13 protein-coding genes and 1 pseudogene are annotated in these 14,868 nt (G+C 46.6%); 9 read left to right on the top strand and 5 right to left on the bottom strand.

Annotated features, from left to right (window positions below; genetic code table 11):
- Positions 1-25: 25 nt before the first annotated feature.
- From GOL65_RS02815 to GOL65_RS02800, 4 genes are read right to left on the bottom strand one after another with little or no spacing between them, the layout of a single operon-like run.
- A complete protein-coding gene (locus tag GOL65_RS02815) occupies positions 26-784 on the bottom strand; it encodes a phosphate ABC transporter ATP-binding protein (RefSeq protein ID WP_179038145.1) in 759 nt (252 codons plus the stop codon).
- Positions 785-786: 2 nt separating this feature from the next.
- Complete coding sequence (locus tag GOL65_RS02810; protein ID WP_179038144.1) at positions 787-1,668, bottom strand: PstA family ABC transporter permease; 882 nt, start codon at positions 1,666-1,668, stop codon at positions 787-789.
- A complete protein-coding gene (locus GOL65_RS02805) occupies positions 1,665-2,546 on the bottom strand; it encodes a PstC family ABC transporter permease (RefSeq protein ID WP_179038143.1) in 882 nt (293 codons plus the stop codon). Before GOL65_RS02805 ends, GOL65_RS02810 begins: the two co-directional genes overlap by 4 nt.
- Positions 2,539-3,369: a phosphate ABC transporter substrate-binding protein gene (locus GOL65_RS02800; protein ID WP_179038142.1), complete on the bottom strand. Its 831-nt coding sequence runs from the start codon at positions 3,367-3,369 to the stop codon at positions 2,539-2,541. The genes GOL65_RS02805 and GOL65_RS02800 overlap by 8 nt, the downstream gene beginning before the upstream one ends.
- Positions 3,370-3,636: 267 nt before the next feature.
- Here GOL65_RS02800 and GOL65_RS02795 point away from each other — a divergent pair, with 267 nt between their 5' ends.
- From GOL65_RS02795 to fdnI, 5 genes are all read left to right on the top strand, one after another.
- Entirely contained in the window at positions 3,637-4,338 is a 702-nt protein-coding gene (locus GOL65_RS02795; RefSeq protein WP_179038141.1) for a PadR family transcriptional regulator, read from the top strand.
- Positions 4,339-4,494: 156 nt separating this feature from the next.
- Complete coding sequence (locus GOL65_RS02790; RefSeq protein ID WP_228723043.1) at positions 4,495-5,286, top strand: siderophore-interacting protein; 792 nt, start codon at positions 4,495-4,497, stop codon at positions 5,284-5,286.
- Between the two features lie 449 nt (positions 5,287-5,735).
- Positions 5,736-8,783 carry a formate dehydrogenase-N subunit alpha gene (gene fdnG / locus GOL65_RS02785; protein ID WP_179038140.1) on the top strand — a complete coding sequence of 1,016 codons (3,048 nt, stop codon included), beginning with the start codon at positions 5,736-5,738 and terminating at the stop codon, positions 8,781-8,783.
- 12 nt (positions 8,784-8,795) lie between these two features.
- Positions 8,796-9,689, top strand: coding sequence for a formate dehydrogenase subunit beta (gene fdxH / locus GOL65_RS02780; protein ID WP_179038139.1), 894 nt, complete (start codon positions 8,796-8,798; stop codon positions 9,687-9,689).
- Positions 9,673-10,335: a formate dehydrogenase-N subunit gamma gene (fdnI, locus tag GOL65_RS02775; protein WP_179038360.1), complete on the top strand. Its 663-nt coding sequence runs from the start codon at positions 9,673-9,675 to the stop codon at positions 10,333-10,335. The genes fdxH and fdnI overlap by 17 nt, the downstream gene beginning before the upstream one ends.
- A gap of 299 nt (positions 10,336-10,634) precedes the next feature.
- Here the strand turns inward: fdnI and GOL65_RS02770 are convergent, their stop codons facing one another.
- On the bottom strand, positions 10,635-11,207 hold the full coding sequence (locus GOL65_RS02770; protein ID WP_140918685.1) for a helix-turn-helix domain-containing protein: 573 nt from the start codon (positions 11,205-11,207) through the stop codon (positions 10,635-10,637).
- 163 nt (positions 11,208-11,370) lie between these two features.
- On the opposite strand from GOL65_RS02770, the gene GOL65_RS02765 reads away from it, so the two are divergent.
- The 4 genes and pseudogenes from GOL65_RS02765 to GOL65_RS02750 all read left to right on the top strand — a co-directional run bounded on the left by GOL65_RS02765 (position 11,371) and on the right by GOL65_RS02750 (position 14,866).
- Positions 11,371-11,622 carry a helix-turn-helix domain-containing protein gene (locus tag GOL65_RS02765; protein WP_140918684.1) on the top strand — a complete coding sequence of 84 codons (252 nt, stop codon included), beginning with the start codon at positions 11,371-11,373 and terminating at the stop codon, positions 11,620-11,622.
- 1 nt (position 11,623) lies between these two features.
- The gene (locus GOL65_RS02760; protein WP_140918683.1) at positions 11,624-11,830 is read left to right on the top strand and encodes a hypothetical protein; all 207 of its coding nucleotides are present in this window, start codon (positions 11,624-11,626) and stop codon (positions 11,828-11,830) included.
- A gap of 9 nt (positions 11,831-11,839) precedes the next feature.
- Positions 11,840-13,923 (top strand): annotated as a pseudogene (locus tag GOL65_RS22135) (Mu transposase C-terminal domain-containing protein).
- Positions 13,924-13,939: 16 nt separating this feature from the next.
- Positions 13,940-14,866: an AAA family ATPase gene (locus tag GOL65_RS02750; RefSeq protein ID WP_140918682.1), complete on the top strand. Its 927-nt coding sequence runs from the start codon at positions 13,940-13,942 to the stop codon at positions 14,864-14,866.
- The last annotated feature ends 2 nt before the right edge of the window (positions 14,867-14,868 follow it).

The raw sequence follows: 14,868 nt of genomic DNA, 5'->3' as shown, positions 1-14,868 counted from the left end.
CGCTCCGTATCAGGGGCGTTTTTATTTAAAGCCGTGGTTCAATCAGCACAGCTAATTTCTCTTCCGTTATGCCGTCCTGTTTACTCAGACTCTTCACCATATTTCCACTATCAAAAACAAACAGTTTGTTGGCTAAACGACAGGCCTGAGACAGGCTGTGAGAAACCATAATGATGGTATAACGCTCAACCAGCTGTTGCAGTAATTGTTCGATATGTTTTGAAGCCAATACATCAAGGGAGGCAGTAGGCTCATCCAGCAACAGAATTTTAGGTTCCAGCGCCAGAACACGAGCCAGACATAGCCGTTGTTGTTGACCGCCGGATAACCGTGTAGCCGGAGAGTGAAGGCGATCGTGAATTTCAGACCATAGACCAACATCATTCAGGCTTTTTTCCACTCGCTGTGAGATAGCTTCGCGGGAGAGGTTGGTTAGCTTTTCCAGCGGCATAGCGATATTCCGCCATATGCTAACAGGTAATACATTGGGGGTTTGAAACAGCATTCCAACTCGCAGGCGAAGAGCGGTAACGGAACCTGCGTAGATATCGGATTGCTTCTCCAGACCTGTGCCTAAATCTAAACACAGTTCGCCGGAGGTCTGACAACCAGCATGTTCTTCATTTAATCGATTGAATGCGCGAAGAAAGGTGGTCTTACCGGAGCCCGAGCGACCAACCAGGACGCTAATTTGATGAGATGGAATATCCAGACTAACGTCATTAACAATGGGTTTGTTATCAAATGCAATGGTCAGATGGCGTACCTGTGCAGCGTTCTTCATGGTTATCCCTTTTTCCAGCGAGCATGATAAGTACGCTCAATTGCATAAGCAGACAGTAATAATCCACCGGCCAGCAGTAATAAAATCAATGCTGCACCAAAACCACGCTGGAGCTCTTCCTGCGTTTGATACTGTGCAGCCGTGTAGTAAATGGTAAACGGCAGGGCCTGAAATTTATCAAAGATCCCATTTGCCAACCCAGCGTTTGCCACCACACCGGTTAACAGAATTACTGCGGTATCTTCCGCTGCGCGCCCAAAGGCCAACATTATGCCGCCAAGAATTCCACGACTGGCGGCGGGTAGCAATACATGACGCAGGCTTTGACGCTGGTTAAATCCCAATGCGGCGCAGGTGAGACGTAAATCTTCAGGAATCGCATTCAGGGCTTCGCGCGTGGTTAATACCATTGAAGGTAGAATAAGCAAAGCCAGGCAAATTGCTGCCAACAACATACCGGTATTGGCATGGGGTAAAAAGGTATAGCGCAGAAACAGTATCAGAGTGAAGCCAAACAGGCCCATCACAATGGAGGGAATACCCGCCAGAATATCAATGGCACTGCCTAACCATCTTTTTTGCCGTTTTCCGGCATATTCAGCCAGATAAATACCACAACCAATACCGGGAAATAGGGCTAATGCGACGGTCAGGCAAACTAAATAGAGCGTGCCGACACAGGCCGGCCAGATTCCATCCCATACCGGACGCAAGCCAAGAATTGCCTCTTTGGGAGAAACATCACCAAAAAACAGCGATAAATTAATCGTGGGTAATCCACGTATTAACAGAAAGCCCAACATACAACCCATTGCTAGCAGAAGCAGCAACACGGCCAGCCAACCGATAATATTTAATGTTGTGGTTAACCGATCGAGTCTCATTGGTCAGCTCCGCGCTCCAGACGACGCAGTGCCAGACTAACGCTACCGTTAATCAACAGAAGAATAGCCCCGGCAGCAAACAGGGAGTTATAAGCCATTCCACCCACTTCATTGGCGGTAACCAGCGCCATATGTGCCGTTAGTGTTCGTAAGCTATCTCCAGGCAGAGAAGGCAGTTGCGGCCAGTTTCCGGATAACATCAGGGCAATTAATGTATCGCCAACGCCACGACCAAAACCTAATACCAGGGCGGTTAATAAACAGCGTCGCCCTTGTGGCAGAACAAAGTAAGTTAAAGACTGTAATCGATTAAAGCCAAGTGCTGCGGTTGTCAGATGCAGTTGTTCCATACGCGGGCGAAGTCCTGCTTCCATAACCAGCACCATGGTTGGTAGCAACAGCAGGCTAAGTACCAGAGCGGCAGAAAGCCAGTTTAAACCTGAACCTCCACCCATGACATCCCGAATTAACGGTACCATTAAAAAGATAGCCACAAATCCGTATACCACCGTAGGAACAGCGGTCATAAAACGGACTAAGCCTGAAACAGGGCGAAACAGTAAACGGCGTGAAACCGAAGAATAGGGAGCGGATGAGTTTAATAACCAACTGCATAAGCCCAGTGCCAAAGGCCATGAAAGGGCAACCGCAGAAACAGATAGCAGCACCGAGCCGGCAATCATCGGTAGGATCCCAAACTGATTTCTAACCGGATTCCAATGCCAGGAAAACAGCTCGATATCGTCAGAGCCGTAGTTGGAGGTAAATACCGGCAGGGCAAAGGCGACCACCATTAAGAAAATCAAACCTATGCCGCTGACGGTAAGCGCCGTTGCCAGTCGTAGCAGAAAACCGGCGCTTTTATGGTTATTACTCACCTTTACCTGTCGGTAAATAGCCTGATTTTTCAATAATCAGAGTACCTTCAGGGCTGTAGATATAATCAATAAACGCTTTGGTTAATCCCTGAGGTTGTCCTTTAGTATTCATATACAGCAAACGAGTGACTTTATAGCTGCCGTTTGCCGCATTCTCTTGGGAAGGAACCATACCATCAATGGTTAAGCCCTGAAGCGTGTTGTCCAGATGACCAATACCAACGTAACCGATAGAATTTTTGTCCTGTACGATGGCAGTTTTCATTGCGCCGTTAGAGTTAACCACGTTAGCTCTGGAGATTTCCGTACCTTTATTCAGCGCTTTTTCTTCAAATACTTCCCGGGTACCGCTGCCATCTTCACGTACATATAAAGAGATTGCTGCATCAGTGCCTCCAAGCTGTTTCCAGTTGCTAATCTTACCGGCAAAAATATCGCTCAACTGCTCGCGGCTAACGCTCTTCACACTATTGGCATCGTTAACGACTACCGCAACGCCATCAATGGCAAATGGGAAAGTGACCAGACCATATTTATCAACTTCGCTTTGTTTCAACGCACGTCCGGTATTGCCGATATCAACCAGACCTTCACCCACTTTTTGAACTCCAACACCAGAGCCGCCACCGGTAACGGTGATATTCACATTCGGGTTGGCGCTCATAATATTTTTTGCCGCGCCAACCATCACAGGGACGTGTGCCGTACCGCCAGCGATATTAACGTTGCCTTTTGTCTCTTTAAACGCATCTAAAGGGGAAGCCATTGTAGAAGATGAGAGGCAGATAAATGCCGCAGCGATATATGAAAGATAACGATTCATGTCAGTCTATCCCTTATTGTTTTTGTTGTATTAACACTGCACTTTTTGACGTGTCAGCCCTTATAACGATAAGCATCATAACGAATAAAACGTTGTGATTGAAGCGACATATGAATAGGTATTTAAATAAAATTACTTTGATATCAATATGGTAATGCTCTAAGTGACATAATAAATGCAGAAAAGCATTTTTCTTCTTGCCTATTTAGATATATCTAAATTATAGTTACCCACGTTGATTTAGATATATCTAAATAAGGAGGAAATATGTTAACTCAACTATTTAATCGTCAACGTCATGCACGTCATGGTGACGACAGTGAGAAAGGCCGTGGCTTTGGTGGTCGTGGCCGTCGGGGCATGGAAGGTGGTGAGCGTTGTCGTGATGAAGGGCATGAGCACCATCACGGTCGCGGAAGAGGACGTCCGGGAGACTGTGACCCAAGAGATCGCCATATGAAGTTACGTCGCCTGTTTGAACATGGCGATCTTCGCGTGGTATTGCTGGCTTTTGTAGAGAAAAAACCAAGCTATGGTTATGAGCTAATCAAAGCCATTGAAGAAGCAACATCAGGTTTATACGTTCCAAGTCCAGGTGTTATTTATCCAACGTTATCGTTACTGGAAGAACAAGGCTATATCGAAACCATCGAAGGTGAAAAAGGGCGTAAAAGCTTCCAAATTACCGCCGAAGGCCAACAGGAACTTAAAGACAATCAGGGTACTGTTGATGTGATATTCCAGCGCCTGTCTCACGTTGGCAAAGGTCGCAATGAAAATCTGGGCTCTGAAATCAGAGAAGCAGTACATAAGCTGAAAGGGCTGCTGCGGGAAAACTTAGTTCGTGGTGAACTGTCACCAGAACAGATTAATCGCATTGCCGCCACGCTGAATGAGGCGGTACAACGTATAGAGACTGAGATTCGTTCAGGTAAAGATGCTGCTGCATCTGAAGCAGCAAAAGATTAACCCAATTGACAGAGCATTCTCTGGCATTATCGCAACAGAGAATTTTATAACCGTAGAGGCTGATGATTATCGCGTCAGCCTGATACATTTTATGAAAACAAAGAATAAAATTCGTTACACTGTAACTTATATGTTTTCAGACAGAAGGAAATTCATGTGAAAAACAATAAAAAGAATATAGATTCCCGAGCGCCACAACGCGTTCGCAATGAATTACGTTTTCGCTCTATTACCGTAACAAATAAAACATCTATTGCAGATCGCTTCTGGCGTATCGATTTTGCCAGCAGCGATCTGGCTGGTTTTGTTTCACCGGGTTTTGATGACCATATCAAAGTGTTTTTCCCGGAAACTGAAAACAGCAAGCTGGAGTTACCTCAGGTTACCGAGGAAGGAATAGTCTGGAAAGAGGGGAAAACACCGGTTGCACGGGAATATACCCCACTGTTTTTTGATGGTGAAAAAACATTAACGCTGGATTTTTATATTCATGAAGGTGGAGTTGCCAGCCAGTGGGCAGATAAGGCAAGAGTGGGTGATGAACTGGTGATTGGTGGGCCTCGTGGTTCATTAGTTGTGCCTGATGACTATGCTTTTCAACTCTATATTGCCGATGAAACTGGTTTACCGGCTTTTAAACGCCGCAATGCGACTCTGAGTGCCTCTGAGTGTTATTTGTATGCCTTTACTGATGAAAAACCTGGCCGCAGCTATCTTGAAGATTTGAACGGTGTAACAGCCCAGTGGCTGGGTTCTGGCAATATGCAGCTCGATCATTTAGGGCGGCTAATCGCGTTGTTGGATAAAGTATCGATTCCAATGGAAGATTACTTTATCTGGCTGACGGGCGAAGGGGAAACCGTGAAGATGCTAAATGAGTATTTCACTCAGCGCAGAGGGTGCGATCCTGAATATGTTCGTGCGGTTGCCTACTGGCATCAAAAGTAGTGTCGGTATCGGTTAGATAGTCTGATTTATCTGACGAGATATTAACCATTTAGCCGTTCAATTTCAGCTAAGTGGTTAATAAAGTTTTATCAGAATAGCTGATAACGGTGCCGCGATAAGTAAAAACAACGCATTACGTTATTTCACTTTACTGAGTAATCTAATTCTCCTGAATTCTCTGATACTCATTTCCATTTCAATCTAAAATCCGTCTATGGATTACACCATCTGATCCAATCTCAACTGTCTACAACGCGTTAGTTTTTAATTCATTTTCATTGCATTGCCAAATGTTAAATAAATTAATAAATATGAAATTATTTATTTACATTCGAGTCTCATGATAACATTAAAAAGTTAAGGGTTTTTACTACCAATACGTAACTACTTCATTTAACAACATTCTATTCTTTCTTTTCATGTCTTAAGTTTAAGCTTGGAGAAATTTGATGCAGGTCACAAGAAGGCAATTTTTCCGCATTTGTGCAGGCGGAATGGCTGGAACTACAGCCGCAACACTCGGATTTACCCCCTCATTAGCGTTAGCACAAACACGTCAATATAAACTCCTCCGCTCAAAAGAGACGCGTAATAACTGTACTTACTGTTCAGTGGGTTGCGGCGTGCTGCTTTATAGCATGGGTGATGGTGCTAAAAATGTTCGGGAGAGTATTTTTCACGTAGAGGGCGACCCGGACCATCCTGTCAGTCGGGGTTCTCTTTGTCCAAAAGGAGCAGGACTTGTAGATTATATTCATAGTAATAACCGGTTACGTTATCCCGAATATCGGGCCCCTGGCTCAGATAAATGGCAGCGTATTAGTTGGGATGATGCAATAGAGCGTATTGCCCGGTTAATGAAAGACGATCGTGATGCTAACTTTATTGAAAAAAATGAAAGCAATACCACGGTCAACCGCTGGGTAAGCACAGGTATGCTTTGTTCATCTGCGGCAAGCAATGAAACCGGCATTCTGGACCAGAAATTCAGTCGTGCACTGGGTATGGTAGCTATCGACTGTCAGGCCCGGTTATGTCATGGCCCAACCGTTGCAGCATTAGCACCCAGCTTCGGCCGGGGCGCAATGACCAACAACTGGGTTGATATTAAAAATGCCAACGTAGTACTGATTATGGGCGGTAATGCTGCGGAAGCTCACCCCGTTGGTTTTAAGTGGGTAGTTGAAGCGAAAATACAAAACAACGCCACGGTGATCGTTGTTGACCCTCGGTTTAACCGCAGTGCTGCAGTAGCAGATATCTATTCGCCAATACGAGCAGGTTCTGATGCTGCGTTTTTATTAGGCGTCATTCGTTATCTGATTGAAAAAAATAAAATTCAATCCGAATACGTGAAGCATTATACCAACGCCAGTTTCTTAGTTCGTGATGATTATTCGTTTGATGATGGGCTATTTAGTGGCTACAACGCAGAAAAACGTCATTACGATAAAAGCTCCTGGTTTTATCAATTGGATGAGCAGGGATATGCTAAGCGCGATATGACATTGAGTCATCCTCGTTGCGTATGGAATCTGTTGAAACAACACGTGAGTCCTTATACACCAGAAATGGTGAATAACTTATGTGGTACCTCCATTGAAGATTTCCTGAAGATCTGTGAAATTCTGGCGGAAACCAGTGCGCCCGATCGTACAGCAACCATTCTGTATGCATTAGGCTGGACTCACCATACCGGCGGTGCGCAGATTATTCGCGGTGCGGCCATGTTACAGCTCATTCTGGGTAACATTGGTATGGCGGGTGGCGGCGTAAATGCGTTACGCGGTCACTCTAATATTCAGGGTTATACCGATTTAGGTCTGCTTTCCACCAACCTCCCTGGCTATATGCCTCTTCCTTCAGATCAGCAGCAAAGTTATCAGCAATATATTTCGCAGATTACGCCAAAGAGTCTGGGAGAGAATGATGTCAACTATTGGCAGAATACCCCGAAATTCTTCGTCAGTATGATGAAAAGCTTCTGGGGAGAGCATGCCACAGAGTCAAATCAATGGGGATACGACTGGTTGCCTAAATGGGACAAACTCTATGATGTGATGACTCAGGTTGAGCTGATGACTCAGGGTAAGATGAATGGATATATCGTTCAGGGCTTTAACCCGTTAGCGGCTTTCCCGGATAAGAATAAGTCTGCGCAGGCGCTAGCTAAACTGAAATATATGGTGGTGATTGACCCATTAGTCACAGAGTCATCTAATTTCTGGCAAAACCATGGGGAGATGAACGACGTCAGCACGGCAGATATTCAAACTGAAGTGTTCCGTTTGCCGTCTTCTTGTTTTGCTGAAGAGAATGGTTCTATTGCTAACTCCGGTCGCTGGTTGCAATGGCACTGGGCTGCGGCAGAACCACCGGGTGAAGCACTACACGATGGTAAGATTCTTGGCCGTTTGTTTATGCGGTTGCGTGAGCTTTATCGGGAAGAAGGCGGCGCTAATCCTGATCCGGTATTAAACATGTCCTGGAACTATCAGGATCCGGAAGATCCAACTCCGGAAGAAATTGCTCGCGAAGCCAATGGTTATGCTTTAGCCGATATTGTTGACGATCGGGGCAATGTACAGCTTAAGAAAGGACAGCAGCTCAGCTCATTTGCTCAATTAAAAAATGATGGTTCTACCAGTAGCTTCTGTTGGATTTATGCCGGCAGTTGGACTGAACAGGGCAACCAAATGGATAAACGCGATAATAGCGATCCATCAGGTCTGGGTTGCACACCGGGTTGGGCATGGTCATGGCCAGCTAACCGTCGCATTCTCTATAACCGAGCCTCTGCCGATCCACAGGGCAAACCCTGGGATGAGAAGCGTAAAATCATTGAATGGGATGGCAGTAAATGGACCGGTATTGATGTCGCTGACTACAGTCAGGCTGCACCGGGGACTGACGTTGGTCCATTTATTATGAATCAGGAAGGGGTTGGTCGATTATTCTCTATCGATAAAATGAACGATGGCCCATTCCCTGAGCATTATGAACCAATTGAAACGCCAATTGGCACCAACCCGTTACATCCGAAAGTTATTTCTAACCCGGTTTCTCGTATTTTCTCTGGCGATATTGAGAATATGGGCAAAGCAGATGAATATCCTTTCGTTGCTACAACCTACTCGATTACCGAACTCTTCCGTCACTGGACTAAGCATGCTTTGCTGAATGCCATTGCTCAACCTGAACAATTTATTGAAATTGGTGAAGTACTGGCCGGTAAGAAAGGCATTGTTCAGGGAGATGAAGTTGTCGTTTCTTCTAAACGTGGATTTATTAAGGCGAAAGCCGTTGTCACCAAACGTATCAAACCTCTTACTATCAATGGTAACAATGTGGATACCATCGGTATTCCTTGTCACTGGGGATTTGAAGGCGCTTCACGTAAAGGCTTTTTAGCCAATACATTAACGCCGTCTGTTGGTGATGCTAATTCACAAACGCCAGAGTTTAAGGCGTTCCTGGTTAACGTAGAGAAGGTGTAACGGAGAAAAGATATGTCAATGCAATCTCAAGACATTATGAAACGTTCCGCCACTAACGTTTTGACGCCGCCTCCACAGGTGCGTCACCATCAGGAAGAAGTGGCAAAATTGATTGACGTTACCACCTGTATTGGCTGTAAGGCCTGTCAGGTAGCCTGTTCAGAATGGAATGATATCCGTGATGAAGTGGGTCATAACGTTGGGGTCTACGATAACCCAACCGATTTAACGGCAAAATCCTGGACGGTAATGCGCTTCTCTGAAGTAGAAGAGAACGGCAAACTGGAGTGGTTAATCCGCAAAGACGGTTGTATGCACTGTAGCGATCCGGGCTGTCTGAAGGCATGTCCTTCAGCCGGTGCGATTGTTCAGTATGCCAACGGTATTGTGGATTTTCAGTCAGAGCACTGCATCGGCTGTGGTTACTGTATTGTCGGTTGTCCGTTCAACATTCCCCGGCTGAATAAAGAGGATAACCGGGTGTACAAATGCACCTTGTGTGTTGATCGGGTCACCGTAGGCCAGGAACCTGCCTGTGTGAAAACCTGCCCAACGGGCGCTATTCACTTTGGTACTAAGCAGCAGATGGTCGAGATGGCTGAGGGCCGTATCACTGAGCTACACACTCGAGGTTATGCTAATGCTGGCCTGTACAACCCTGAAGGGGTTGGTGGCACACATGTAATGTATGTACTGCACCATGCGGATCGCCCGGAGTTGTATCACGGTTTACCGAAAGATCCAGCGATCAGTCAGGTAGTTGGTTTCTGGAAAGGTATTCTGAAACCGTTATCGGCCGCTGCGTTCGTTGCCAGCTTCGCCGGTTTGATTTATCACTACATCGGTGTTGGGCCGAACAAAGTAGATGAAGACGATGACGAGGGGGAGCATCATGAAGAAAAGTAACATGATTAAGCACGTCTCGTTTATCGATCGGGCATGTCACTGGACCGTGGTTATCTGCTTCTTTCTGGTGGCGTTATCCGGTATCGCCATGTTCTTCCCGACGTTGAGCTGGCTAACTCAGACGTTTGGTACTCCACAGATGGGGCGTATTCTGCATCCATTTTTTGGCGTACTGATTTTCTGCGTACTGGTACTGATGTTCTTCCGTTTTGTGAAGCACAATATCCCGAAGAAAGACGATATCGGCTGGTTTATACATATCGTTGAAGTGCTGAAGGGTAATGAGCATAAAGTGGCTGATGTGGGTAAATATAACCCGGGTCAGAAGGCGATGTTCTGGAGCATTATGGGGTTAATTTTAGTCCTGTTGGTTAGTGGCGTGATTATCTGGCGTCCCTATTTTGCTCATTTCTTCCCGATGTGGTCTATTCGCCTGGGGCTATTGATTCACGCAGTATCGGCCATTGTGTTGATTCATGCGATTCTGATTCATATCTATATGGCGTTTTGGGTGAAAGGCTCAATCACCGGCATGATTGAAGGTAAAGTCAGCCGTAAATGGGCTCAGAAACATCACCCTCGTTGGGCGCGTCAGATTGAGGCAGAAGAAGAAAAGGGTAATCATGTTATGAAGGGAATCATTTGATACTAGGGAATAAATTGAAAGAGGCGGAAATAAACGGGTTATCATTAAGTTACCCGAAAGAGAGGATTTGATACCACTTCCGAAAAAATGAGCCTATAGGCAAAACATTTGATACTTCGACACTACTCGTTCAAACCATGTTCAAAAACATTTAAATAAATTTAAAACTCCATACACTTAATCAGTGTAACAATTGCGTCGCTTATTTCAATATAAGACTTCAGAAAGAGGCTGTCAGCATGGTTCTATAAGAAACAGTGAGTACCATGTAAGACCGGCACAGTAACGGACACTGTGCCTTATCCTGCCTTCTTCTGTCCAGATGCTAGGCTCTGAGGTGGCGTTTGTTTCTCTCCTGAGCGAGCACACACTTTATCCTGATCGTTACTAATTGCGCTTTCATCACGCAGCTTGCCTGTTACGTACTCTTGAAGCATGTGCGCCTTGAGCGTATCTGGTTGTTGTAGAAGTAATAGATTATCTTCATTAAGTAGATAGAGAATTGTTTCTACACCTTTGCGAGTCAAAACCATAGTCAGTTGATATCGCTCTTCGTCAGTAAGGAATGAAAGTAGGTCTGACAACCCATCACGAATTACACTATTTTCTGGTAATTTTGGTATTTCATCTTTACCTGTCTTCAACCAATCTAAGCTCACTCCTTCTCTTTCTGCGATGCGTGCTAGTAGGTTTTCACGCGGTACTGGAGGAGGTGTCTCGTTCTTATAATAACTGTTCAATGTATTGACGTTTATCCCCCATGCTCTAGCTGCTGCGCTTCTAGATGGGTACTTTCTTGCGAGTTCTGCAATCCTCTCAATAACAGGTACTTTTCCCTTTGATAGCAAAGTACCCTTAGGTTCTTTTGTCATACTTGGTTCCTTTCTATGTAATCACTTGAAAGTATTATAAAAAACACAAAATCAATAAAAACAACAAAAATACCTTGATTTGGTATTTTTCGTGATCTAATATTTATCTGTAGGGTTACTCTCTCGGTTACTCGTACAGATAATTTTTTAGGATAAAGCAATCATGAAAAGAAAAGAAGATCTGAATGCAGATTGGCATCCAGCCGACATTAAGGCCGCTCTTGAAAAGCGCGGTCTGACACTCCGCCAATTATCAGTGCAGGCAGGATATGCCGAGGACTCACTCAAAAGTGTTTTGCGTACGCCTTGCCGCCCTTACCAACAAATCGTAGCCAGCGCTTTGGATGTTCCGCCAGATGTTATCTGGCCTAGCCGTTACCAGGGCAATCGCTGCTTTAATCGTGAGGTGGCATGAGATGAGCACCGTCATTTACACAGATAAGTACACCGGTAAGCTGTATCGCGTTCAAGGCGGATATAGCACCAAGGTTGAACAGTTTGCGGCTAACACGAAAATTCATTTCGATGGTAGTTACAAAGCTGGCAGCAAACTCTCTGAGACTCACTTTAAAACTCGGGCTCGCTTAAATAGCTGGCTACGCATGATGGGCTTCAAAAGGTAAGGTGCGATTATGTTTGTTGCTGTCAAAGAATTGGTAGGAATAACGGGGATGCCAGTTACCACTAAAGGTATCCGTCAAGCACTCGATCGCGCAGCTAATGGTTCACCTGCACTTTGTCGCAAGCGTGAAGGTTCCAAGGCCTTTGAATATCATATCGACTGTTTGCCTATTGCCGCTCAGGAACAAGTCCGCGCTCGTTTTGTTCAGCAGATGATGACTAAGCCAGATATCTCCGCCACCGTTCCGGCTCCAGTATCACCAACCGCCAAAGGCCGCGACGAAAGCAAGATAGCCCTCTATCGTCAGTGTCCGGCACTGATGGAACAAAAGCTGGTTGAGTTCAATGCAGCGCAGCGCACCGTCGCTGATGCCCGTATCGTTCTGGTCTCCGAAGTTCTGCGCCTGGGTGCGGTACCTGGTTACAGTTGCGCCAAAGCTATCCGCGAGATTGTCCGCCTGGCTCAGGCTAATGATTTACCGTCGCACCTGACACAGGCCGCAGCTCAGGCCAACGCCAAGAAAGGCAAGACTCGCGCCCTTAGTGAAATCACCCTCAAGCGTTGGGTCGCTGACTTCAACAAGGCGTCTTCACCTGCTGAACGTCTGGTCTTACTGGCTCCGGGTAAGCGCCAACCTGTGAAACTGGAAGTATACCATGGTTCTCTGATTTCATGGCGCACTACAGGGATACCAACGGAATATTGATGACCGAGGCTTACGAAGCATTCAAGGCTGAATGGTGCGCTCGCTATGCCGACCAACCGGACATGCAGGCGGCTATTCCGTCCTACGATACCATTTGCTACCAGATGAAAAAGCTACCCGCTGTCGTGAAGCAACAAGGCCGGGTTACTGGCAGTGAATCACGTCAGATTGAAGGTTTTGTTCGCCGTGACTGGAACAGTTTACCGGTCAATTATGTCTGGATTGGTGACGGTCACGGCATGAAGATGAAAGTTGCACATCCTGACCACGGTAACCCGTTTACCCCTGAAGTGACCTTCGTCATGGACGGTTCGTGCCGCTTTATTACTGGTTGGAGTCTGGCGCTGTCAGAGAGCGTGATTGCTGTTGCTGATGCGCTTCGCTATGGCATCAAGAAGGAAGGCAAGCCGTTTATCTATTACTCTGATAACGGCGGTGGTGAAACAAACAATACCTTTGATGCTGATATCACCGGGATACTGCCGCGCTTAGGCATTGACCACCGCACTGGTATTCCTGAGAACCCACAAGGCCGGGGTATCATCGAACGTCTGAACCGTTCCTTAGCTATGCGCATATCTCGCCAGTTCGCCACCTATTACGGTACCGGGGCTGACCGTAATACTGTACGCCGTATGGGTAAGACGCTGACCTCCGCCTTAAACGCACAACGCAAAGGCCGGGAGTTGACACCTGTACAAAAACGCGCCCTGCAAGGGTTGCCTTCATGGGATGAACTGGTTGCTGCAATTGAGTCCGGTATCGAGTGGTACAACAATCGACCGCACAGCGAACTACCGAAAACGGACAGCGGTGAACACTTCACCCCCGCGCAGTTCCGCCGCTACAAACTGGAACAGGACAAGACCGCGATTGAGTGGCTGTCAGACGTGGAGCTTCGCGACATGTTCATGCCACAGATTGAACGTACCGTGAACCGCTGTGAAGTCCGCCTGTTCAATAACTTCTATTATTCCTTAGACCTGAACCATGAGCACGGTAATCAGGTACTGGTCAGCTATGACATCCATGATGCAAATCGCGTCATCGTGCGCCGCATGGATGGTACCTATATCTGTGATGCTGTTTGGGATGGCAACAAGAAAGCCGCCTTTGCTGTTACTGCCGAATACCATCAGCGCCAGCAGCGCATCAAAGGTATGCGTAATCGTGCTGAAGAAAAAATCCGTCTGGCTGAGGCCGAAGGTAACCGTACATTGTTATCACCCGTGGAAGAGGAGCGCCTGAACAATAACGTCTATCGCACTATTGGTAATGTTGTTGCGGTAGAGCAATCAGTCGAAGAACCCGTCGATATTGATGTCGATAGCGCATTCAGCGCCGGTATAGACCGCCTGTACCGTAAACAGCTAGACGACCAGATTTAATACCAGGAGAAACACGATGAATACTATTGAAGAAACCCGCGCTGCTGTCATAGCAATCAGGGACAAAGAACAACTAACCGCTGCCACCATTGCCAGCGAAAGCACTGTTTCTACTTCTGCCTTGTCTCAGTTCTTGCGCGGAACCTATCCCGGTGACAGTGCTGAAGTAGCTCTGAAGCTGGATAAGTGGCTCGAAAACCGTGCAGCCCGTCAGTCAGTGGCGGCAGTGGTTACTGCTCCCCGGTTTATTGAAACGAAAATCGTCTCAGATATCTGGCGTGCATTGGTTTATGCACAAGGAGCGCAGCGTATCGCCATCATTTACGGTAACCCTGGCGTGGGTAAAACAGTTGCCTTACGTGAGTTCTCCGAACGTAACCCGAATGTCTGGCTCATTACTATCAAGCCGTCCACCTCGTCACTGGTGGAATGTCTGAGCGAGTTTGCGGATGCGCTGGGGCTATCTGATGCGCCTCGCCGTGCTGGCCCGTTATGCCGAACTATCCGCCGTCGCATTACCGGTACGAAAGGTCTGCTCATTGTTGATGAATCTGACCATCTTGATTATGACGTTTATGAGGAACTGCGCCTGCTTCAGGAAGAAACCGGTATCGGTCTGGCTTTGTGCGGTAACCATAAAGTGTATTCCAAACTCACCGGCGGCAATTCCCGCAGTGTGGACTATGCGCGGTTGTTCTCCCGTATCTCTAAAAAGATAGTGATTGAAGGTGTGCGCACTGGCGACGTTGACGCCATCGCGGACGCATGGCAACTCAACGGCCGCAAAGAACGCGAGCTAATCCATAAGCTGGCCGCCAAGAGTGGTGCATTGCGAACCGTATCCACCACGCTCGATCTTGCTGCCATCATCGCCCAGGGCGCTGATGAAGCCTTATCTGAGCGTCATATCCGTGCTGCTGTTAAAGATTTGGAAGGAGTTTAATT

The sequence above is a fragment of the Limnobaculum xujianqingii genome (assembly GCF_013394855.1).
GTDB classification, from domain to species: domain Bacteria; phylum Pseudomonadota; class Gammaproteobacteria; order Enterobacterales; family Enterobacteriaceae; genus Limnobaculum; species Limnobaculum xujianqingii.
Note: the sequence above shows the minus strand (reverse complement) of the source record. Positions and strands in the feature narration are given on the sequence as shown.

What these genes read in the sequence shown, in the direction of transcription:
- GOL65_RS02815 (WP_179038145.1), bottom strand. Translation starts at nt 784, where the DNA reads ATGAAGAACGCTGCACAGGTACGCCATCTGACCATTGCATTTGATAAC.
- GOL65_RS02810 (WP_179038144.1), bottom strand. Translation starts at nt 1,668, where the DNA reads ATGAGACTCGATCGGTTAACCACAACATTAAATATTATCGGTTGGCTG.
- GOL65_RS02800 (WP_179038142.1), bottom strand. Translation starts at nt 3,369, where the DNA reads ATGAATCGTTATCTTTCATATATCGCTGCGGCATTTATCTGCCTCTCA.
- GOL65_RS02795 (WP_179038141.1), top strand. Translation starts at nt 3,637, where the DNA reads ATGTTAACTCAACTATTTAATCGTCAACGTCATGCACGTCATGGTGAC.
- fdnG (WP_179038140.1), top strand. Translation starts at nt 5,736, where the DNA reads ATGCAGGTCACAAGAAGGCAATTTTTCCGCATTTGTGCAGGCGGAATG.
- fdxH (WP_179038139.1), top strand. Translation starts at nt 8,796, where the DNA reads ATGTCAATGCAATCTCAAGACATTATGAAACGTTCCGCCACTAACGTT.
- GOL65_RS02770 (WP_140918685.1), bottom strand. Translation starts at nt 11,207, where the DNA reads ATGACAAAAGAACCTAAGGGTACTTTGCTATCAAAGGGAAAAGTACCT.
- GOL65_RS02765 (WP_140918684.1), top strand. Translation starts at nt 11,371, where the DNA reads ATGAAAAGAAAAGAAGATCTGAATGCAGATTGGCATCCAGCCGACATT.
- GOL65_RS02760 (WP_140918683.1), top strand. Translation starts at nt 11,624, where the DNA reads ATGAGCACCGTCATTTACACAGATAAGTACACCGGTAAGCTGTATCGC.
- GOL65_RS02750 (WP_140918682.1), top strand. Translation starts at nt 13,940, where the DNA reads ATGAATACTATTGAAGAAACCCGCGCTGCTGTCATAGCAATCAGGGAC.